The sequence below is a fragment of the Bifidobacterium sp. SO1 genome, assembly GCF_018555335.1.
Classification (GTDB): domain Bacteria; phylum Actinomycetota; class Actinomycetes; order Actinomycetales; family Bifidobacteriaceae; genus Bifidobacterium; species Bifidobacterium simiiventris.
Window position 1 is genome coordinate 95718 of sequence record NZ_JAFEJR010000008.1, and the last position, 22053, is coordinate 117770.

Consider the following 22053-nt stretch of genomic DNA (forward strand, 5'->3'; position numbering starts at 1 on the left):
GGCGGCTCTCGCCGCAGGCTCGGAGTTCGGCAGACGGTACGGATACTGATATCCCATGCCTCCCGTCGTTCCCTCAAAACGGCATATTAATGGGTGTTCGATATTCGGATGGGAGGAGATGGACGATTGGCGGATGTGTTCGACGTGGCCGCATACGTTCTCAGTCGGCGGGGTTTCATGCCCACGATGACGTTGCAGAAGCTCGTCTATTATTCGAAGGCGTGGCATCTCGCATGGACCGGGGAATCCCTGTTCCCCCAACGGTTCGAGGCGTGGCTGAACGGTCCGGTCTGCCCCGAACTGCATCTGGCGCATAAGGGAGAATTCCTCCTGTCACGGCTTCCGGTCGGGAATCCGGAGAACGTGGCGGACGACGAGCGGGCAAGCGTCGATTCGGTCCTGGACTCGTACGATGGTCTGCGACCGTACGAACTCGTCAATCAGACGGTTTCGGAGGCCCCATGGCTCGATGCCCGGTCAAAGGGATGGCATGCCGAGATCACCGACGCCGCCATGCGCGACTATTACGGTCATCTCATCCGCGAATCGGCGGAAGTATGACCGACCGACGGGAATCCCCTATCATGGTCTTCTCTTTCCGTCTTGGCATCGGCGCCGTCCATCCGATATCGTCCCGAGTGCGCCGACATGTACGGGATCAACTACCGCGATGACGAGCATCGCGGTTTGGACGTGAGCGTGGCTCCCGTGATTCTGCTGTGATTGCTCACGCAGGTCGTCGCGGGCGTTCCATCCATACGGGTGGTTGATGGCACCCTGTCCACGGGTCTATCCGTGGATGTGTGTTCCTGTTCGAGCGAGGCGATGGCCCTGTCCCGGATGTTCAGGGCCGCGTTGCGGTCGGCGTTGTCGGACCAGCCGCAGCGCAGACAGTCGAAGCGCGCGTGGTTGCGGTTGCGTCGGTCAACGTACCCGCAACGGTGGCAGCGTCGACTGGTGTACGACGGGTCGATCATGAGGATGACGATCCCGTTTCGCGCGGCCTTGTAGGCGGTGAATTCCTGCAGTTGGCTGAACGGCCACTGGTTGAGCATGTTACGACGGCGTTTGCCGCCCTTCGTGTTCCTGCGTCCCATCCTGCGGATGTAGGCCAGATCCTCGAACGCGATGATCCTCACTCCGGGCGTGTTGGCAAGCTGCTTGCTCGCGCAATGGTTGACATCACGGATGAACCGCTCTTCCCGTCCCTTCATCGCCTTCAGTCGGCGGTGTGCCGAACGGGTGCCTTTTTCCTGCAAGGTCTTCCTGTTATGCGCGTACCTGCGTTTCACGCCCCACATATGGCGGGCGGCCCGTTCGAGCAGGTCGTACTGGTCTTCCTCCAAGGATAGGGGCAGCACGACGGTGCGTTGCTGGATCAGGCTTGTCGACTGCTCCCTGCGCTTCGCCGTTTTGCTCTTACCTTTGGCCATGTTTCGATGATGACATTGATTCCATGGAAATGCAACGAAACAGTCACCAAGTCTATGAAATCGGATATCACATCATCTTCTGCACCAAATACCGGCACAAGATCCTCACCGGAACCGTGGGACAAACCTGCAGGAACATCATCGCCGAAACCTGCACCGCCTACGACTGGCAGCTCAAGGAAATCGAGATCATGCCCGACCACGTCCACCTCTTCGTCGGCGCACCACCGCAGATCGCACCAGCCCAGATCGCGAAAACCATCAAAAGCATCAGCGCCGTCAAGATCTTCACCACGCACCCCACGCTCAAGGGACGCAAATTCTGGGGCAGCGGCCTATGGTCACCATCAACCTACTTCGGCACCGTCGGGCACATCTCCGAAGACACGGTAAGACGATACATCCAGACACAAAAGGAACGAGCATAAACGCGGTGATTCCTCCCACGCCCACAAGGGGCGGGGAATCCTCACCGCAATATCTTGAACCGTATTCAAGATCCCGACGCCGCTCCTCCGACCGTCTGACATGCAGACGGATGCGTTCGGAGAACGATGGCGAGGGATCGGCATCCGGTTTACGGTGCGGGAGAATGCCCATTCGTGTCATGTTCCGATCATATCCGGCCATTCGGGTTTCGCGTCTCGATCCGCCGAGGATTCCGGTTCCCGCGTCCGGGGGTTTGCTTCCGCGCATAGCCGTCTTTCCGTAGGATCATCGGATTCGTCGAGAAAGGCATTTGGGTATGGGAGGAAGAAGACCGATCGTCATCGCGTCGGCGGGACTGATCGCACTGGCCATGACCGCGCCGGGCGCGTACGCTCTGCCCGCGGATACAGCCGCGACGGACGGGAGTGTAGAGCCCATGACGGTGGCGGCCGCGAACGTCACGCCCGCCCCATCCGGCGCTTACATCACCGTCAACGGGACACGATTGAGCGGATTCGACCCGACGAAGGGCGGTTCGCCCCTGAACGGCCCCGGCGGGGCGGCGACCTGGAACGCGTCAGGCAGGGTCGAGCTTCACAATCTTCCCTCCGGGTGGATTCCCGTCGTCACCATGGACGAGAATCCCGACACCGGAAAGCAGGGGGCCTTCTATCTCGTCAAAGGCAACGGGTACGTGTACCGCTGGCGGTTCGACGGGGCCACCGGATTCGTCCGCACGGCCGACGAGCTCCGCGAATTCGTCCTCACCCACAACGGGAAGCAGGTCACCGGCGTGGACGTCACCAAGGACGTGACCATCCACGGGGCGCGTATGAGCGACGAATTCGGATGGGAGAACCTGCCTTTCGACTGGAACGTCACCTCCGGGAAGCTGGCCGGCGACAAGGGCTTCTTCTACCGTCTCCAGCCGAACGACTCCGACACTCCGAAGGTCACCTACTCGTTCCTCTTCGACGCGCCCACCGGCACGGAAGGCATCGAAAGCATCACCGCATGGCTTGACGACGGCAGTCCGGTCACGGGATTCGACCCCGCGAAGCAAAGCGGAGTGGATATACCGTACGGGCATGATCTGATCCTGTCGAACCTGCCCGACGGGTGGACGGTCGGCACGAACACTTCGGCGTCGGATCGGGTGATCTGCACGGTCACCACCAAGACCGGCCGTCAGATCCTCTACCTGTTCTACCGTTCGGATGACTACAAGTGGACGTATTCGCTCGCCCAGCTGTCGAAACTGGCCGCCCTGACCGACACCGGTGCGAAGATCAACAATTTCGACTATCAGGGTGGCACGTGGACGGTTCCGGCAAACACGACCCGGATCCGGTTGGAGAACGTTCCGAACGGCTGGAAGGTCACGCCCACCATCACCGACACCCGGTTGAAGTACGTGATCTCCAGTCCGGACGGGACGGTCAGCCGCACCTACCTGTTCGACAGGGAAACCCCGAAGTATTCTAAGGATGATCTGAAAAACGCGGCCGTCACGGCGAATGGGCGTCCCGTCACCGGTTTCGATCCGACCATTTCGGGCGAATGGCCGGTTCCCGAAGGCGCGACGGTCGCCCTGTCCGGTATTCCGGCCGGTTGGACGAAACAGCATTTGGATGGAACCTTGCAATGGCGGATCGTCAGCCCGGACGGTTCCGTCGCGGTCACATGGCGGTTCGTCGAAGTCCACGAGTATTCGAAGAACGATCTGAAGAACGTGACCGCCGTACTCCCGGACGGGTCCAAAGTGTCCGGTTTCGACCCGGTGAACGGCGGCACGTTCACGGTGCCGGCGGGCACGAAATCCGTGTCGTTGGAGAACATTCCCTCCGGATGGAACAGCACGCCATTGGATTCCGGGATCGGTTTCAAGGTGTACGGCGGGGGACTGTCGGTCACCTACCGGTTCGAACCGGCCGTGCCGGTCACGCATACGGTCACGTTCGACCACGGGCATGACGGGAAGCGTGAAACCGTGACCGTCACCGACGGGGAGACCGTAGCCTCGCGCACGTCATCCCGTGACGGGTATACGTTCCAAGGCTGGCTGCTGGACGGGAAGGCGTATGATTTCACCCGTCCTGTGACCACCGATCTGACGTTGACGGCCTCATGGAAGCGCAACCCGGTCGAATACACGGTCATGTTCGACGCCGGACAGGGGTCAAGCATCCCGTCGCAGAAGGTGCTGGAAGGGAATACTGTATCCAAGCCGGCCGATCCGACGCGAGACGGGTACACGTTCAAAGGCTGGCAGACCGGGGGAGTCTCATACGATTTCACCAAGCCGGTCACCGGAAACCTCACATTGACCGCCGTCTGGGAGGAGAATCTGCCGCCCACCCCGGTCACGCATACGATCCGATTCGATTCCGCGGGCGGCGGCAGCGTTCCCGATCAGACGGTCGAGGATAAGGGCACCGTGCTCATCCCGTCCGCGCCGACGCGCAAGGGGTACACGTTCACCGGCTGGCTGCTGAACGGTCGGGCGTACGATTTCAACACCCCGGTCACCGGTGATCTCACGCTGACGGCCGGCTGGCGGGAGAATCCGCCCGTCGAGCACACCGTCCTGTTCGACTACGCGCATGACGATCTCACGTCGACCGTGACCGTCACGGACGGGCAGCCCGTCACCCGGCCGGCTACGCCGACCCGTGAAGGGTTCACGTTCAGGGAATGGCGGTCGGACGGCAAACCGTATGATTTCGCCACGCCGGTCACGGGGAACCTTACGCTGACGGCCGTGTGGGAGAAGCGGACGCCCGCCACGTATACGGTCACATTCGACACCGTGGGCGGCAGTCATGTCGCGTCGCAGACGGTCACGGAGGGCGACACGATCGGTGTTCCCGCGAATCCGACGAAGCCCGGCTGCACGTTCACCGGATGGCTGCTGGACGGCAAACCCTATGATCTGTCCACGCCGGTCACCCGGAATCTCACGCTGACGGCCGGATGGCGTGAGAACGCACCCGACTCGTACACGGTCACCTTCGACACGAACGGCGGCAGCACGTTGAAGCCGGTGACGGTCAAGGCCGGCATGCCGACAGCCAGGCCGACCGATCCGACGAGGGAAGGATATTCGTTCGCCGGATGGCTGCTGGACGGGCAACCGTATGATTTCACGACCCCGGTCACGGGGAATCTCACATTGACCGCCAAGTGGGAGCCGATAGCAGTGAAATCATGGACGGTCACGTTCGACGGCATGGACGGGACGAAACCCGTCACGGTCGACGTGAAGGACGGCGGAACGGTCGCGAAGCCGAAGGATCCGACCCGTGAGGGGTACACGTTCCAAGGCTGGCAGGCGAACGGCAAAAACTATGATTTCACCATGCCGGTCACCGGAAACCTCACATTGAAGGCCATGTGGGCGAGGAACGAAACACCGAAACCCGTCACGCACACGGTCACGTTCGACACCGCCGACGGGGCGAAGCCATCCACGGTCAGGGTGGAGCAGGGCAGGACGGTCTCGAAGCCGAAGGATCCGGTTCGCGACGGATACTCGTTCACCGGCTGGCTGCTCGACGGCAAAGCCTATGATTTCGCCACTCCGGTCACGGGTGATCTGACCCTCACGGCCGGATGGTCGAAGACGGATACGCCGAAACCAGTCACGCACACCGTCACGTTCGACGCGGACAACGGCGGGAAGCCGACAGCCGTCACCGTGGAACAAGGCAAGACGGTTGCGAAACCAGCCGATCCGGTTCGCGACGGCTACACGTTCACCGGATGGCTGCTCAATGGCAGGCCGTACGATTTCGCCACGCCGGTCACCGGGGATCTGACGCTGACGGCCGGATGGGAGAGGACGGAGACCCCGAAACCAGTCACGCACACCGTCACGTTCGACACGGCCGACGGGATGAAGCCGACCACGGTCAGAGTTGAGCAGGGCAGCACGGTCACGAAACCGAAGGATCCGTCGCGAGACGGATACGCGTTCGCCGGATGGACGGTCGACGGCGGACCGTACGACTTCGCCACCCCGATCACTTCCGACCTGACGATCACCGCCGCATGGGAGCGGAACGATCCGATCGCCCACACCGTGACCTTCGACCCGAAGAACGGGAACCCGACGACCATCCGGAAGATCGTCGACGGGAAACCGGCGGACAGGCCGGCGGATCCGACGCGCGACGGCTACCGGTTCACCGGATGGCTGTCGGACGGCAAGACCTACGATTTCGCCACGCCGGTCACCGGGAATCTCACGCTGACGGCCGGATGGGAGAGAATCGTCGCCCCGAAGCCGACCGGACATACGGTCACGTTCGACCGGGGGGACGGGTCGAAGCCGACGACCGTCACGGTCGGGGACGGGAAAACCGTCGCCGAACCGGCGACCCCGACACGTGACGGATACCGGTTCGACGGATGGCGGCTCGACGGAACCCCCTACGACTTCACCATTCCGGTCACCGGCGATCTCACGCTGACCGCCGTCTGGTCGAAGGACGAAACCCCGAAGCCGGTCACGCATACGGTCACATTCGACGCGGGCGACGGGAGAAGGCCGACGACCGTCACGGTCGAACACGGCGGGCGGATCCGCCGGCCGACGGATCCGAAGCGTGACGGATACCGGTTCGACGGATGGCGGCTCGACGGGAAAGCCTACGACTTCACCCGAACCGTCACCGCGGATCTCACGCTGACGGCCGTCTGGTCGAAGACGCCGGCCGCGAATGCCGGGAGGCTTTCCGACACCGGAACGGCGCAGACCGGCATCATCGGCATGCTCGTCGGACTGCTCGCGGCCGGACTGGGCCTGCTGGGACTGCGAGGCCGCGGACGACGCCGCCCGGGCACGCCCATCCGAGGATAAGACAAGAGAGAGGGGGCTGGCGTCTTCCGTCGAAGGGACGAATCTTCGACGGAAGACGCCAGCCTCTCGCTTGTCCTCCGGCCCGGACCGGAGGTTAACGTTCCCGATGGCGGCGCGTCCGGGCTTCCTCACCATCATTCGCACGGGATGATCCGGATTCTGCATCCGCACGTTCACCCCGGGCGCGTCGCCTCCATCCGTTCCGAATCGTCAGACCCGCGATCAGCAGGTAGATGATCACCGCCTGGTCGGATGCGCTCCCCGACAGCATGATCCGCCACAATACGGTCAGATACGCGGACAGGGGGAACATGACGATCAGGAACACGATCCTCACCCACACGTTCCTTCCCCGCCTCGAAAGGATCCATGCTCCGATGCGGCGGAGAAGCCCGGTCAGTCGGTTTCGCATATGAGGCCCCGGATCATGCGCGCGCAGGCGAGCGTGTCGCGCAGGCAGCGCATGCTTCGATGGTCGGTCGTCCTGGGCGGCAGCGGCGGCATGTGCGGGCTCCATGCGCGGAACGCCTCGAGAAGGGAGCTGACGTCGAGGCTGCGATGATCGCAGGTGGCGAGGATGTCTCGGCTCCACGAGTCGACCATGTTCCGGTCGAATCGGATCGTGGAGCCGGCGGGGATGAGCCTGACATCCGGTCCCGCATGCTCGTCGACGTAGTTCTTCGCGTTGAGCCACACGTCGAACGCGTTGGGTGCGCCGGGGTGCGCGCATTCGGCGAGCAGCCCGTTCGCCCCGTGCATGCGGCGGATGAAGTCGTCGGGTTCGCCGTCCCATGCGATGACCGAATGGAATCCGGCGTCCAATGGGTTGAGATCCCGGTCGGTGGCGATCATGCCGATTTCGAGGATGCGATCCGTGTCCGGGTCGAGTCCGGTGGTTTCCACGTCCAGCCAGAGGAATCTGGTCTCCATGTTCTGCTTGTCGTTCATAGCCATCGGCATGCGTCGGGAAAACGGGGGGTGGGTGAGCCTTCCGCTTTGTCCCCGGTATGCATTCACGCGTGTCGTAGGAACGAGGCTAATGCATACCTTCGGGAGTCGAGGATCGTTGGAATGAAGCCGTTTTAAGACATCCCTGAAAGGCGTAGGAACCGTAGGAACCTACTTTTGGGTTTTGCTCTCACTTATGGAATCCCCTCCTGTCTGATTGATTCCGGCGAACCGAGCCTCATGGTCGGAGGCGTCGCTCCGGTATGCATTTACGCGTGTCGTAGGAACGAGGCTTATGCATACCTTCGGGAGGCTGAAAACGTTGGAATCAAGCCATTCTCCAATACCCCCTAAAAGCGTAGGAACCGTAGGAACCTACTTTTGGCTTTTACTCTCTCTTACCCATCCTGCTCTTACCCTTTAAAGTACGTTCCTACGGTTCCTACGGCATTTCGACCGTCCGAAAACGTTGGAATTCCGCCACTCCCGGAGTCGAAAGGTATGCATTAGGCTCGTTCCTACAAATGCATACCGCCCGTCGAGGCGCCGGATCGCCTTCATCCGCCGGAGCATGGCGTACGGTCAAGGGAAATTTGCTCCTATCATCGGCGACGGTCGAAAACGCCCGCGAGACGGGCTTTCGCTCCGGAGGGCAACCGGAATACGAAAACACGACCAAAGCCCTTTGGAGGGGGCGTTTCCGCACGTCTGGAGGGAGGATTCGCCGCAGACGTCCTTGTAGGCATCGCCGGAGGGCGATCCGACCACGCATCCCCGCGACGGCTTTCGGCCCCGGCTCAAGCGGGCCGGAAGCCGGGAGATGCCTCCCGGTATGCATTCACGCGTGTCGTAGGAACGAGGCTTATGCATACCTTCGGGAGCCTGAAATCGTTGGAATCAAGCCGTTTTAAGACACTCTTAAAGGGCGTAGGAACCGTAGGAACCTACTTTTGGCTTTTACTCTCCCTTACCCATATCCCTCTTACCCTTTAAAGTACGTTCCTACGGTTCCTACGCGAATTTCACCGTTTCAGAACGTTGGAATTCCGCCACTCCCGGAGCCGAAAGGTATGCATTAGGCTCGTTCCTACAAATGCATACCGGCGCATTCGCCCCAATCGTTCCATCCGCCGGACCACGCATGCCGGCGGCGGAGGATCCGATCCGTCGTCCGAAACGGTCGAAAAACGCCCCGTAGAACGGGGTTCGCGTCGAATGGCATACCGGTGTGCGGAAACGGGGCCAAAAGCCGTTTGACGGGTCGTTTTCGCACACCTGGAGGGCGGATTCCGGGCGGACGGTCTTTACGCCGGATTATCGAAGGGCGATCCGATGTTTTCGTCTGGGAGACGGTTTCCGCTCCCCGCGCGCATGCCGGGCCTCCCGCATCGTCGAAAGGCTCTTCGCGATCCTTTTCTCCGGTCGTCGATCGGAGGGCGTGGGGCGATGTCCGGTCATCGTATTTTTCTGCGGCGCGTGCCGTCCGGTCTCATCGTCCCCGTGCCGGCTCCCATGTCGCCGAGGCGTCTCCGGTATGCATTTACGCGTGTCGTAGGAACGAGTCTTATGCATACCTTCGGGAGTCTAAGATCGTTGGAATCAAGCCGTTCTTCGATACCCCCGAAACCCGTAGGAACCGTAGGAACCTACTTTCCGCTTTTCTCTCTTTCTTATGGATTCCCCTTACCTTTAAGAAGTACGTTCCTACGGTTCCTACGGGATTTCGACCGTCTCAAATCGTTGGAATGAAGCCGTTTTCAAATGCGCACGGTATGCACGGGGCATGTTCCTACGCGTGCATACCGCGCATGCCGAGGGTGCTCTGATGCGGACCGTCGCATCGGATCATTTCGGCCGCCGGTCAATGCGGATCGTTTTTGCGGTTCGGGTCGCACCCACATATCCAATCCGGGGGGCATTCAGGCCGTCTTCGATTGGCGCCGCGGACGACGGTCGCCGGATCCCTCGACGTCGACGAACCTCCCATTTTTCTCCGATTCCGTCCGAAGGTTCCGTTCCGGTATGCATTCACGCGTGTCGTAGGAACGAGGCTAATGCATACCTTCGGGAGCCGGGAATCGTTGGAATCAAGCCGTTTCTTGATACCCCTTAAAGGCGTAGGAACCGTAGGAACCTACTTTTCGCTTTTACTCTTCTTTATGGGTTTTCTCTTACCCTTAAAGCACGTTCCTACGGTTCCTACGCGATTCCTGCCGCCTGAAAATGTTGGAATGAAGCCGTTTTGAGACGTGGAAGGTATGCACGGGGCTTGTTCCTACACGTGCATACCGTGCATACGGGAGGTGGCCGGAATCCGAAGACCACTGACGGACGGCAGGGATGCGTTGGGCGGCGCCTGTCTCCCACGCCCATGAATGACCGTTGACGCGGGATGTGATCATCGCCGCGAAACGACCGTCAAACGCCCCGTGGAACGCGGATCGCATGATTTAGGCATCCCAGCACCCGCGGACAGGAAACGCCCCTCTCCGCCCGCATTATCGCGGGAATCCGGGCGGACGATTCCAAGTCGGCCATCTTCGGCGATGATCGACTCCTCCGTACAGGCTGCCTCATGCCCCGGTATGCATTTACGCAAGTCGTAGGAACGGGCCTAATGCATACCTGCGGGAGGCTGAAAACGTTGGAATCAAGCCGTTTTAACATACCCCCTAAAGGCGTAGGAACCGTAGGAACCTACTTTCCGCTTTTTCTCTTTCCTATGGATTTCCCCACCCTTTAAGAAGTACGTTCCTACGGTTCCTACGCTATTTCGACAGTCCCGAATCGTTGGAATAAAGCCATTCCGGGGAACGAAAGGTATGCATTAGGCCCGTTCCTACGACTTGCGTAAATGCATACCGGGCCAGGCGGTCCTGCGATTGCCGGTGCGTTCGATCGCCGCCGGGGACATCGCATTCCCCGAAGGCGGACGAAAGCGGCTCGCACAGGCCGTCGGGAACGCGCCATGACGGGCGAAGAGGCAATGGGCGCGTGTCGGATGCCATCTTCCGGTCAAAGCCCGTCCGGCGCCATTCCCCTTCGACCGTGTCCAACGAAGACCTTGAACGGTCCCATCCGGTCGGCCCCGCGATGGGCGGATGATGTTCCGGTATGCATTTACGCGTGTCGTAGGAACGGGGCTTATGCATACCGGCGGGAGTCGAAGATCGTTGGAATGAAGCCGTTTCTCGATACCTCCTAAAGGCGTAGGAACCGTAGGAACGAGGTTTAGACTTTTTCTTCTTTCTTATGATCTCTCTTACCTTTAAGAAGTACGTTCCTACGGTTCCTACGGCTTTTTCGATGCCTAAAAACGTTGGAATCAAGCCCTTTCGAAGGACGGAAGGTATGCATCAGGCATGTTCCTACGAATTCCTGCCTTGCATACCGGGCGGTCGAATGAGCAGCCATCGCCGGGGGATCGGATCGCGGATGATACGAAGCGCTGCCCGTGCCCGTCGCGGCGAAGACGCGCCACGGCGCATGAGGGGTCGATGGGAACGTATCGTTCGATGCCGTTCGACGTTCCGGCCCCCGACGTTGCCGCTCCCGCATGCCGGAACGCGATGCTCCCGATTGGGCAGGAGGCCTCTGCCCGGAATCGCCGTGACCGATAATCCGCGCCGCCGATCCGGGATTTCCGTCCCGGTATGCATTTACGCAAGTCGTATGCACGAGGCTAATGCATACCTGCGAGGGTCGAAGATCGTTGGAATGAAGCCGTTTTCTAATACCTCCTAAAGGCGTAGGAACCGTAGGAACCTATTTTCCGCTTTTTCTCTTTCTTATGGTTCGCCCTACCCTTTAAGAAGTAGGTTCCTACGGTTCCTACGGGATTTCGACCGTCTGAAAACGTTGATATTCCGCCGATTTGAAGATCGAAAGGTATGCACGGGGCATGTTCCTACACGTGCATACGGGAAAGAGCCCCCCCATACCCGCCCGAATGTCCGCGAGTGGAACATTGGTCGCACTCATCCCCGGTTTGCGCAAGGGGGGGTCGCTCGCATGATTTGGCGATCGCCCCGAATCGGCCCACAGCCGCCCCCGTGGAACGGGGATCATAGGCAACGGGTACAACGGCCGCCCCCTCGGGATGATCGCCCCTTGGCGCACCGTTTTTCACGTTCCTCCGAATCGGACGATCCGGAGGAACGAAGCCACCGCCGAAAGGATCATCCCCGGTCTACGAATCGGATCACCGCCCCGGTATGCATTTACGCAAGTCGTATGCGCGAGGCAAATGCATACCGATAGGAGCCGAAGAGCGTTGGAATCAAGCCATTCTCCAATACCCCCTAAAAGCGTAGGAACCGTAGGAACCTACTTTCCGCTTTTCTCTCTCTTGTGGATCCTTCTCTTACCCTTTAAAGTACGTTCCTATGGTTCCTACGGCATTTTCAAGGTTCGAAAACGTTGGAATTCCGCCACTCCCGGAGTCGAAAGGTATGCATTAGGCTCGTTCCTACAAATGCATACCGGCGCATGCCGACGTCCGGTCCGTCCGACGCATGCCCGCCCGCATGACGACAGATGACTACAGGTACGACGCGAACGCGCTGGCCGCCCTCGACGACCCGGATGCCGCCGTGTTCCTCACCGGCAAGGCCGGGACCGGCAAAAGCACGCTCATCCGCCACTGGCGAAGCCTCCACCCGAAACGCAACGCGATCACCCTCGCGCCCACCGGCATCGCCGCCCTCAACGTCAACGGCATGACCATCCACCGGTTCATGCACGCCAAGGCCGGCATCACCCCCGGCGAGGCCATGGAGAACGGACGCGGCCAGAACGACTCCGACTTCTACCGGCAATTGGACGCGATCATCGTCGACGAGGTCAGCATGGTCCGCTCCGACCTCATGGACTGCCTCGACCATTTCCTCCAAGGCGCCCGCGACGACGGGCGCGCATACGGGGGAGTGAAGACCATCCTCACCGGCGACCTCGCCCAGCTGCCGCCCGTCGTCGACCGCAACGAGGCCAGGGCATTCCACCCCGGCGGCCAATGGGACGGGCCATGGTTCTTCCAAAGCCACGCCATCCGGGATCTGATCTCCGGGGGATCCCTCCGGTTCGCGGAACTCACCGACGTGCACCGCCAGTCGGACCCCGTGTTCGTGGACGCGCTCAACCGGCTGCGCGAAGGCGACCCCGGCCGATTGTGCGTGATCAACCGGCGCGCCCGTGCCGACTGGAATCCGAAGGACACGGTGATCCTCACCGCGACCAACAGTCGCGCCGACATGCTGAACCGGATGATGCTCGACCGGCTCCCCGCGGACCCGCATGTGAGCCGCGCCACCCGCACCGGCCAGTGGGATGCGAGGCTCGAACCCGCGCCCGCCACGCTCCCCGTCAAACGCGGCATGCGCGTCATGCTCCTCGCCAACGACCCCGCCGGCCTGTATGCGAACGGCAGCATGGGAACCCTCATCGCCTACGATCCGCGCGAACGGGTCGCGACCATCCTCCTGGACGACGGGACCATGACCGACATCGGCGAGCATGCGTGGGAGATCACCGTCCCCCGCATCGTCCACGACCCGGAAGACCCGGACGGGAAGGGCCGGCTGGAGAACACGGTGATCGGCTCCTACCGTCAGCTCCCGTTCCGTCCCGGCTGGGCGGTCACCATCCACAAAAGCCAGGGCAAGACGTTCGACCGATGCCACATCGAATTCGGCCCCCGCCCCCTGTTCGCCCCCGGACAGGCGTACGTCGCCCTAAGCAGGGTCACCACGCTCGACGGATTGAGCCTCGACCGGCCGCTCACGCCCCGCGACGTGAAGGCCGACCGGGCGGCGCTCGAATTCACCCGGAGCATGCGGGAGGCGCGCAATCCGAAAACCGCCCGTCCGATCGTCGCGCCCGTGCAGGGGATGCTGTTCTGACCGCATCCCCTGCACGGACGCATACAAGCCGGGAAACAGGGGAACGCATGCGAAAAAGGAGCCTGTCATGTGCGGTTATGAGACGATCGAGAATCCGGGCCGGCTGGGCGGACTCGCATGCCGGCTGCTGGATCCGGAACGCGAGCATACGAGCGTGATCATCTCCAGCCGTTTCGCGGACGGGCGCCCCGGCTTCGATCCGGCGCGGGTCGCCCGCCTCCTGGATGGCACGGATGCGCGCGTCTACTGGCTGCGCGACCCGCAGGATGCGCGCCGTCTCGCCGAACTCACCGACGGCCGGATCGTCTGCTACGACGGGGCGGCGCGCGTCTGCCCGCGCGGCATGGACGACCGGATCGTCATGAACCTGAACCCCGACAGTCTCGACTATCTCATCTCGCGCGCGATGCGCGCCGTCACGTTCATAGGCCGCGACCGGGAATCCCCGCCGCCCCCCATGATCGCGGACGGGAGCGGGGAGGAGCTGCGCAGGCTCCGTTCGGAGAACGACATGCTCAAGGGCAGGATCCGCAAGCTGCGCCGCCTGATAGCCGACGATCCGGATGATCTGCTCGCCTGCTACGATGATCCCGCCCAATGGCTCGACCTGCAATTGCGCGTCGCATGGGCTCGCATGATCCCGCCCGCGGACAAGCCGAACCGGCCTCTGCCCGCCGAATGGTCGTATTCGCCCGCATTCCCCGTCGCGGTCGCATCCTCGCCATGCCGCGGCCAGCTGGTCGACGAGTGCGCGCGCATCCTCACCGGCCTGGACGACTCCCACGCCCTGCGCGACGGGCCGGCCGGCAGTCCGGTCACGCTGGGCGAATGGGGGCGGCCGGTGTGGCGCGCGTACGCCCAGTCGAACACGCCGAACGCGTGGCGCATCCACTACACGCGCGACGCCAGTGCGAGCATCCGATTCCTGTCCGCCGGCGGACACGACGACCTCATCTGACCGGGCTGCGGGAGTGGCATAGCCGGCTTGCATGGCGAAAAGGAAGATCATCCGCGAGGCCGGCGCGTTCGCCCGGCATATCCAGGACGGCTACTGCAGGACCGTCGACGGCATGGCCTGGCAGTACATGCTCATGCCCGGACAGCCATCCGTCCGCGACGCGAGCGGCGTGGAGGAGCGGATACGCGCCGCACGCCCCATGCTCGACATCCTCACCAGGCTCGCCGACCTCGTCCCCGACCTGCCGGTGGCCAGCAGGAAGATCGCCAAGGGCTTCTACCGGCGCATCCACATCCTCGCCGTATCCGGCAGCCGGCTTTTCCAGCCCAGCCCCACCCTGGACACGGCCATGCGCGCCCGGCTCGCCGGCCTCTACCCGGATCTCAAAACCCACGACAGGTTCACCCTGTTCGGCGTCCAGCTGACCGCGGGCGGCGGCAAAGGCGTCAAGGGATTCCTCCAAAGCATCGCCGACGAGGACGGTTGGGTGGCCGACAAGGCGTTCGACGCGGACCGGGAAAGGATCATCGGCATCCTCGAGGCCGCCGGCTGCCGGATGCCCGATCCGATCGTCATGAAGCGGGCGCTCGCATGGTGGCCCGCCGACCGTCAGCCCGAGGCATTGCCCGTCATGATCGAGAACGATCATCTTCACGCTTTCCAATCGTATGCGGGCGCGTTCATGGCCGGCCGGTTCCGGGAGACCGTCACGGACTGCCGCAAATGGAAGGACAGCATCCCCAACTCGTACGCGCTCACCCTCTGCACGCTCGGCGTGATCCCGTTCAAAGGCGAGGAGAACACGGCCCCCGGCTCCGACTGGGCGGCCACCCTGCTCGCCGCCCGGTCGGGCGGGGGAGGCGGCGCCGTCGCGGTCAGCGTGAAAGGGCTCGTGGAACCCGGCCGGTACAGTCGCGAACAGATCGACAAGGACACCGACAAGGTGCTGGAGAAGGCGTACGAGCAGGCGAATGCGGGCCGCAAGGCGAACCTGAGCCTCGCGCAGGAGCTCAAATACGCGAACGACGCGTATCAGGCCGACGGCAAGCCGTGGCCCACCCTCATCGAGGGACGCGTGCATGCGGCGATCCCCGGCATCGTGGAGAAGACCACCGACATCCCGTATCCGGGCCGGATCGAACTCGACGCGCGCCGGCAGGACAAAAGCTTCCTCGACATGATGATCGGCTCCGACAGTCTCCTCGAATACAATCCGAGCCCCGTCTACTGGCCCGCCCCGATCCTCGCCTACGCGGGATTGAACGGGCGGAGCGTCGTCGGCGACGACACGGGACGCGGACTGAAATCGGATCTGCCGGGAGCGTTCGTCGGGCTCACCGAAGCGGACCGTCAGCCCGTGTACGACAGCCCCTGGTATGCGAGCAGACGATCAGGACGCCCGTTCGAGATATGCCTCGGCTCGACGGGTTCGGGGAAGACGCGTTTGGGATTGCATATCGCCGCCCAATGGGGTCTGCTTCCCGATCCGGAGCATGCGGGGCGGAGGGTGCCGATTCTCGTGTCCGATCCGAAACCCGATTCGGATGACTTCGAACCGTTCGTCCGGCGGATGAACGGGAGCATCTACAAGCTGGACAGGCCGGAGGCGAAGGGCATTCTCGACCCGTTCCGCTGTATCCCGTTGACGATGCCGGACATGATCACGCAGATGAGCGTGGCGATGCTCAGCCAGATCACGGGCGGCGCGAACCCGGACAGGGAATGGGAGATGGGCATCACGTCGATCGTCGGCTACGGTCTGCGCCATGGGGCGCAGGGTCTGGGGGAGGCGGTGCGCATGGCGTACCGGGAGTACATGTCGCACGGGCCGGAGGCGGGTTCGATCAGCCCGCTTGTGGAGCGGATCACGCCCGAACTGGAGCGCGCCGTATTGAATGATCCGCTGATGCCCTTGATCTACGCGACGGATCGGGGCGGCTCCCGCCTGTCCGCGGGCGACGGGTTCACGCTTATCTCCGCCGGCTCGCTGAACATCATCACGGATAAGGAGATTCAGGGCGCCCCCACGGATGTGCAGAGGTGGGTGTGCCGGATGATCGCGATCGCCGCATCCTGTCAGGCGATCGGCCGCAACGGCGCGGTCGTCATCGACGAGGCGTGGAGTCTCCTGCAGGATCGGTACGGGCGGAGCGTGGTCGAACGCATGGGACGCCTGGCGCGCGCCCAGCATTACGCGGTGATGATGTTGAGTCAGAAGGCCGATGAGTTCGTGGATGCGGGTCTGGAGGATTTCGTCGGCAAGACGTATGTGCTGGCGATCGGCGCGCGCAATGAGGGTTCGGGCAGGGATTCGCAGGCTCAGGCGGCCTGCCGTCTGGCGAATCAGCCTTTGGATGGGCGGATGCATGCGCGGATGATGCATGACCGGTGGCTGGACCCGGATTCGCGCGCCCCCGACTGGGAGAGTCTCTACCCGTTGAAGGATCCGAAGTCGGGGGAGCTGCTGCGCGGGTCGATCGCGTATATGACGGTCGGTGATGCGGCGTCCGCGATCCCGGTGGAGATCCGCATCGATCCGACTTTGGCTTAGATCCGGTGGAGGCGGGCCGGGTAGGTGCGGCGAAGCCACCATAAACCGTGGCCTTCCCGGTTGAGGCTTCCGTTGGCGAGACCCTGATCCCCGTCCATCCACCATGTGACGCGGCCGCCGATCGAGGTTTCGACGTGCAGGTTGGGGCTGCGGATGCCCTGCCCGTCGGGGTCGAAGCCCTTGTCCCGCAGGCTTCGGACGATCCGTTCGAGGCTTTCGGCCTGTCCTATGGTGAGTGTCTCCGGATTGTTCATACGATGTCGTATGCGTCGAGCCGGTCGGCGATCGCGTTGAGCATCCGGTCGGGGTTCCGGTCCAACGTGATCGTGTCGTCGAGGCCGCGGCGGGTCTTGTAGTCGATGATCGTGCGATCCCGGTCGTGGCGGATGCGGGTGATTCTGGATGCGTCGCATCCCTGCATGTCGAGGAGGGTTTTGATCCTGCTGCGTTCGTCGCCTTCGTGGAGGATGCGGCGGATGTCGTCGGCCTTGTCGTGGAGGATGAGGGTCATGGCCTGTGCGGGCCCGCGTCCGGTGCGGCCGAGATCGTCCTCCCATCGGTCGCGGGTTTTGATCCAGATGGTGGGGCGGCGGTTCATGGTGATGCCGAAGAGCGCGAGATCGTCCTGCCGGTCGACGATGGTGGCGTGCAAATGCCAGTCGTCGCGGAGTCTGCCGATCATGGGGGTCCAGCGTCCGACCGTCTGTCGTTTGTCTTCCATAAGCGAGTGCATGCGTCCGCATAGCCGTCGCTTATGCCGTTCGATCCTTTCGCCGCCCCCAATGGGGATGATGCAGTGAGGGAGCCTCCCGTACCGGAATCCCCGTCGGCGAGGCCGGCTTCCCATGCCCCGAAGCGGGAGCCGGAACGGGAGACTGAACCGGCCGCGAAGCCGGTCGTGGCGGCGGATGCGGGGGATGACTGGGAGAGCCAGTGGGCCATGGCGGCCGCCTCCGCGAATCCCGCATCGTCGACGGAGGCGACGCCGGTCGAACCGATGCCGGAAACGTCCGAACGGCGTGACGCGCCCGTCTCGCCTTGGGTACCGGAGCCGGCCGAAGCGATGCCGGAGCGACCCGATTGGTGGGATACGGTCGGCCGGGATGCGCCCGAACCAGCCGATGATATGCGGAAGACCACGCCTACACCCGCGGAACCGCCGGAGTCGAAGCCGGCCGACGAATCGAAGGGCGATGATCCGATGCCGGAACGCCCCGACTGGTGGGACACGGTCGGTGCGGGCATGCCCGCCAGGGATGACGCGCCAGCCGATCCGACGCCGGCCGACGGGGAGGGTGAGTCGGCCGAGAACGACGCGTTCTGGGATTACGATGACGCCGACGACGAACCGGACGGGTCGGAACCCGAGCCGACGTTCGAACCCCGCGCGTCGAAGCCGATCCCGTCGGGGGATGATGCCGTGGGGCGGCGGCCGATGCGCGCCCCGGAGTCGTTCGACTGGACGCTTCCCGACGAATACGCGGACGATGAGCCGCCCCGAGCGAAGCCCGTGAGGCCGGGCCGGCCGGAACGCGAACCCGCCCCCGAGCCGGAACCCGAATCAGGCTTGCCGGTCATGTCGGAGGATACGGAGCCGGACCTGTTCGGCATGATCCTCGAAGGCGATGACGAACCGGACCCGAAGCCCGTCTTCCGCATGCCGCGCATCCCGGTCAAGCCGGTGCTCATCGGCTGCGCGGGACTGCTGGCCGTCGCCCTGATCGTGATCGGCATCCGATTCACGACGGCGCGTATGACGGCCGAACGACTGGAACGCGAACATGATGCGGCATGCGCCACGCTCACGACGAACATCGCCGCATGGCGGACGGCCGCCAGGGAGTCGAAGACCTTGGACGGCAGGCCCGGCGAAACGCCCGCAACGGAATGCCCCGCGGACACCATTGAGGCGACCCGGCTCGCGGAGCGGGTCGCGAAGCGCACGAAGACGCTTGAACGGGCCAACGGGAAGCTGATCTCGCAGCGATGGGACCGGCTCGCGGATACGATCGCCGCCGCGGTCAAGGAGAACCCGAAGGCCGGCAAGGACACGATCAGCGCCCTGAACGCCGTTGTGACGACCGCGAAGCCCACGACCGCCGACGCGCTTATCACGCTTGAACGCAGGGCCGATGATCTGATCGCCCAGTCGGAGCGGGAGCAGAAGACCGCCGTGGATCGGGAGAACGCGGCGAAGGCCAAGGCGAAGGCGGAGGCCGAACGCAAGGCCAAAGAGAAGGCGGAAGCGGAGCGCAAGGCGAAGGAGAAGGCCGAGGCCGAGGCGCGCGAACAGGCCCAGCAGGAGAGCACGCCCCAGTACGTCGCTCCCAGCACCCCGCAGTACGTGGCGCCAAGCCAGCCGCAGACCACCACGCCGAAAAAGGAGACCACGACCCCGAGCACGCCAGGCACGCCCGACCCGGAGGGCAACAGCAACGTGGACATGTGAGCGCGCGGACGCATACGAAGCCACAGGCAATCAAAAAACGGGACGGGATCACGGCACGCCCCGAACACCTTCTTTCAAGGAGCTTCGAATCCGATGGCACAATCACAGGAAGACCTCATCACCGCAATGCGCGTCTGGCTTGGAGGCATGACCGCATGGCTTGACCATAACGACGATGCGCCGAACGCTCGCCGCATCCGCTCCGCCGCACGCCTTCTCAACCGAAGCCTGCAGGACATGGGATATGCGCCGATCAGTGCGAAACCGTTGGACGGGGCGGACAGGATTACGGACGTCGGCAACCGTCTTTACAGGTACTGTCTTGATGCGGGACAGATCCGCCTGGCGGCGATCGTGAATCGTACGGTCGGCGAGATCACGGCGGTGAACGCGTGAGAAGGCGTGAGGCGGCCATGTGGCCGGGACTCGTCGTCGCCGTCATCCTCGCGCTGTTGGCGTTCATCATCAGCTTCGACGCGCTGCGCGTCGTCGGCCTCGCCTGCGGGATCAACGAACGTCTCGCATGGATGTTCCCTTTGATCATCGACGGAAGCACGCTCGCATTCACATGGGCCGCATGGGCGTTCAAGACGCGCCGCCTGTCGACCGTCTACCCGTGGCTCATGCTCGTCCTGTTCAGCATCATTTCGCTGATCGGCAACGCGCTCCACGCGCATCCGGTAGAGGTGAACGGGCTGCTGCTGCCCGACTGGGTGCCACCTTTGATCATGACCGTGCCGCCCGTCGCCCTGCTGGCGACCACGCACATGATCGTGCTCGCCGCCGGCCGCAGCTTCGACAACGACGACCTCGAATGGGAGCACGACGAACCGGCCGAAAAACCGGAAGCCGAACCGGCCGCGGATGATTTCGGCGCACTGGCCGAAATGGGCGAACCGGAGGGGACGGACACGGAGGATTCGTCGGAGTCGGCTCCGGCGGCCGTCGTTCCGATGCCGGCCGAACCGGAACCCGTCACGCAGCCGGACCCGGTCGCACGGCCGGCCGAACCGGAGCCGGAACCGGTCGAATCGGAACCCGTCACGGAACCGGCCGCCGATCCGGCGCCGGAGCCTCCGACGCCCCCCGCGGTCACGGAGCAGCCCGAGGTCGGGGATGCGGTTCCCGAACCCCCGGCGTCGCCGCGACCGTCGAGGACGCGCATGCCCGTCAACCCGATCTTCCTTGAACCGACGCCGCCCGGCGACTCGCTGAGCGAACGCTGGGCGCGCGAGAACGGGCGGACGATCAGCACGCCCGTCGCCCGCATCCTCGGCATCGACGAACAGACGCCCGCCACCGCCGACAGCCGGTAACGGAAACGATCACAAGGCAGACAAAGGGGGGCGGGGCTTCGGATCATGGAATCCAAAGCCCCGCCCCCTTAACCCGCTTTATGAACGGCGGATCGTCAGTTCTGCTGGACGCGCATCACCAGCTGGCGCACATGATCGCCATCCTGATCGAACACGTACGTCTGCGCCGCATCCGTCTGACGGATCGTCACCCGCTCCGCATCCATCGCCTCCAGCACGTTGATCAGATAATCCGCGTTCACGCACAGGGACGGGACGCCCGACATGTCCGCGGACAGCATGCGCGCGCCCGTCGAATCCATGTCATCCCCGACCCCCGCATACCTGACGCGCAGCATCCCCTGATGCTCATCCAACAGCAGCGGGATGATGCTCGTCCTCGTGTCGAAGCACACGCTTTTCAGCATTTTGGCCGTCGATGCGAGCTGCGCGCGATCCACGGTGATCGACGCGGTCGCCCCATCGGCATTCCACCAGAGACCATCCACGTTCGGATACTGGCCGTCCAGTCGGACGGTCGTGTCCGTGTCGCGCGGCGTACGCACCGTGAACGTCCGATCCGTGACCCCGATCCCCGTCACGCCCTTCATGTTCCTTTTCACCCATTCGCAGGGGATCAGCCATTCGCCGTCCGTGACGCCCGGCAACGGGATCGACCGTTCGCCCACCACATACCGGTTCGTGGCCGTCGCCGTCAACGTGCCCGCCCCGGCGTCGCCGGTGAGACGGATCGCGCCGAGGATCGGACGCGACGGCTCATTGCCGGCCGCATGCACGACGGAACGGCAGAGCCGCTCCCAGTCATCCGCGGCCACGTCAAGCACATGATCCGGCGCGTCGGCCGGCTCCAGGGGATCATCCACGGGGGAGACGCGCATGCGCAGACTCGTGTCCCCGCCGTGCAGGGACAGCATGCCCGTATCACCGGTCTCCACATCCGTTTCGCCGGAGGGCATCGCGTTCGTGAGCACGTTGAACCAGAGGCCGTTGACCGTGACCGCGCCCGGTTCGAGAATCTCCGCGTTCACCGTGCTGGACGCCCACGCGCCGTTCGCGGCCGCGTTCACGGTCACCGTATCCTCTCCCGTGTGAATTCGGATCAGCGGATCATCACGGCCGATGATCCTCGTCGCATGCGACACCGCGTCCGCCAGCTCCTTCTGATCGGTGAGAAACCTCATATGGCAGTCCTTCCAAAGAAACGATTGGAT

At 63.3% G+C, this 22053-nt stretch carries 15 protein-coding genes; 9 read left to right on the forward strand and 6 right to left on the reverse strand.

The features are described 5' to 3' along the window. Nucleotides 1-177: 177 nt before the first annotated feature. Complete coding sequence (locus JS541_RS08240; protein ID WP_240539291.1) at nt 178-561, forward strand: type II toxin-antitoxin system antitoxin SocA domain-containing protein; 384 nt, start codon at nt 178-180, stop codon at nt 559-561. 101 nt (nt 562-662) lie between these two features. Here JS541_RS08240 and JS541_RS08245 read toward each other — a convergent pair whose 3' ends face one another. Beyond that, nucleotides 663-1433, reverse strand: a complete 771-nt coding sequence (locus JS541_RS08245; RefSeq protein ID WP_214373983.1) for an RNA-guided endonuclease TnpB family protein — start codon at nt 1431-1433, stop codon at nt 663-665. A 23-nt stretch (nt 1434-1456) separates the two neighbouring features. Between JS541_RS08245 and tnpA the strand changes: the two genes are divergently transcribed. Continuing rightward, nucleotides 1457-1861 carry an IS200/IS605 family transposase gene (gene tnpA, locus JS541_RS08250; RefSeq protein ID WP_214373984.1) on the forward strand — a complete coding sequence of 135 codons (405 nt, stop codon included), beginning with the start codon at nt 1457-1459 and terminating at the stop codon, nt 1859-1861. Between the two features lie 317 nt (nt 1862-2178). Beyond that, nucleotides 2179-6723: an InlB B-repeat-containing protein gene (locus JS541_RS08255; protein WP_214373985.1), complete on the forward strand. Its 4545-nt coding sequence runs from the start codon at nt 2179-2181 to the stop codon at nt 6721-6723. 94 nt (nt 6724-6817) lie between these two features. Here the strand turns inward: JS541_RS08255 and JS541_RS08260 are convergent, their stop codons facing one another. Together JS541_RS08260 and JS541_RS08265 are read right to left on the reverse strand one after the other, a co-directional pair. After that, nucleotides 6818-7060: a hypothetical protein gene (locus JS541_RS08260; protein WP_214373986.1), complete on the reverse strand. Its 243-nt coding sequence runs from the start codon at nt 7058-7060 to the stop codon at nt 6818-6820. 59 nt (nt 7061-7119) lie between these two features. Further along, a complete protein-coding gene (locus JS541_RS08265) occupies nt 7120-7671 on the reverse strand; it encodes an exonuclease domain-containing protein (protein ID WP_240539292.1) in 552 nt (183 codons plus the stop codon). A 4526-nt stretch (nt 7672-12197) separates the two neighbouring features. Here JS541_RS08265 and JS541_RS08270 point away from each other — a divergent pair. The 3 genes from JS541_RS08270 (at nt 12198) to JS541_RS08280 (ending at nt 17077) form a co-directional block, all read left to right on the forward strand. Then, a complete protein-coding gene (locus tag JS541_RS08270; RefSeq protein ID WP_214373988.1) occupies nt 12198-13568 on the forward strand; it encodes a DEAD/DEAH box helicase in 1371 nt (456 codons plus the stop codon). Between the two features lie 67 nt (nt 13569-13635). Next, entirely contained in the window at nt 13636-14526 is an 891-nt protein-coding gene (locus JS541_RS08275) for a hypothetical protein (protein ID WP_214373989.1), read from the forward strand. A 31-nt stretch (nt 14527-14557) separates the two neighbouring features. Further along, nucleotides 14558-17077, forward strand: coding sequence for an ATP-binding protein (locus tag JS541_RS08280; protein ID WP_214373990.1), 2520 nt, complete (start codon nt 14558-14560; stop codon nt 17075-17077). Here JS541_RS08280 and JS541_RS08285 read toward each other — a convergent pair. Both JS541_RS08285 and JS541_RS08290 read right to left on the reverse strand, forming a co-directional pair. Next, nucleotides 17074-17331 carry a hypothetical protein gene (locus tag JS541_RS08285; protein WP_214373991.1) on the reverse strand — a complete coding sequence of 86 codons (258 nt, stop codon included), beginning with the start codon at nt 17329-17331 and terminating at the stop codon, nt 17074-17076. The two genes, JS541_RS08280 and JS541_RS08285, sit on opposite strands and share 4 nt — an antisense overlap. Beyond that, nucleotides 17328-17798, reverse strand: a complete 471-nt coding sequence (locus tag JS541_RS08290) for a hypothetical protein (protein ID WP_214373992.1) — start codon at nt 17796-17798, stop codon at nt 17328-17330. The genes JS541_RS08285 and JS541_RS08290 overlap by 4 nt, the downstream gene beginning before the upstream one ends. Before the next feature lie 75 nt (nt 17799-17873). Between JS541_RS08290 and JS541_RS08295 the strand changes: the two genes are divergently transcribed. The 3 genes from JS541_RS08295 (at nt 17874) to JS541_RS14810 (ending at nt 20842) form a co-directional block, all read left to right on the forward strand. Continuing rightward, nucleotides 17874-19526, forward strand: coding sequence for a hypothetical protein (locus JS541_RS08295; protein ID WP_214373993.1), 1653 nt, complete (start codon nt 17874-17876; stop codon nt 19524-19526). Between the two features lie 93 nt (nt 19527-19619). Continuing rightward, entirely contained in the window at nt 19620-19922 is a 303-nt protein-coding gene (locus tag JS541_RS08300; protein ID WP_214373994.1) for a hypothetical protein, read from the forward strand. After that, on the forward strand, nt 19919-20842 hold the full coding sequence (locus JS541_RS14810; RefSeq protein WP_346428301.1) for a DUF2637 domain-containing protein: 924 nt from the start codon (nt 19919-19921) through the stop codon (nt 20840-20842). Before JS541_RS08300 ends, JS541_RS14810 begins: the two co-directional genes overlap by 4 nt. Nucleotides 20843-20937: 95 nt before the next feature. Here the strand turns inward: JS541_RS14810 and JS541_RS08310 are convergent, their stop codons facing one another. After that, nucleotides 20938-22023, reverse strand: coding sequence for a DNA polymerase III subunit beta (locus JS541_RS08310; RefSeq protein WP_214373995.1), 1086 nt, complete (start codon nt 22021-22023; stop codon nt 20938-20940). Between the last annotated feature and the right edge of the window lie 30 nt (nt 22024-22053).

Coding starts and splice junctions, on each gene's coding strand:
- JS541_RS08240 (WP_240539291.1), top strand. CDS start 178: ATGCCCACGATGACGTTGCAGAAGCTCGTCTATTATTCGAAGGCGTGG.
- JS541_RS08245 (WP_214373983.1), bottom strand. CDS start 1,433: ATGGCCAAAGGTAAGAGCAAAACGGCGAAGCGCAGGGAGCAGTCGACA.
- tnpA (WP_214373984.1), top strand. CDS start 1,457: ATGGAAATGCAACGAAACAGTCACCAAGTCTATGAAATCGGATATCAC.
- JS541_RS08255 (WP_214373985.1), top strand. CDS start 2,179: ATGGGAGGAAGAAGACCGATCGTCATCGCGTCGGCGGGACTGATCGCA.
- JS541_RS08265 (WP_240539292.1), bottom strand. CDS start 7,671: ATGAACGACAAGCAGAACATGGAGACCAGATTCCTCTGGCTGGACGTG.
- JS541_RS08270 (WP_214373988.1), top strand. CDS start 12,198: ATGACGACAGATGACTACAGGTACGACGCGAACGCGCTGGCCGCCCTC.
- JS541_RS08275 (WP_214373989.1), top strand. CDS start 13,636: ATGTGCGGTTATGAGACGATCGAGAATCCGGGCCGGCTGGGCGGACTC.
- JS541_RS08280 (WP_214373990.1), top strand. CDS start 14,558: ATGGCGAAAAGGAAGATCATCCGCGAGGCCGGCGCGTTCGCCCGGCAT.
- JS541_RS08285 (WP_214373991.1), bottom strand. CDS start 17,331: ATGAACAATCCGGAGACACTCACCATAGGACAGGCCGAAAGCCTCGAA.
- JS541_RS08290 (WP_214373992.1), bottom strand. CDS start 17,798: ATGGAAGACAAACGACAGACGGTCGGACGCTGGACCCCCATGATCGGC.
- JS541_RS08300 (WP_214373994.1), top strand. CDS start 19,620: ATGGCACAATCACAGGAAGACCTCATCACCGCAATGCGCGTCTGGCTT.
- JS541_RS08310 (WP_214373995.1), bottom strand. CDS start 22,023: ATGAGGTTTCTCACCGATCAGAAGGAGCTGGCGGACGCGGTGTCGCAT.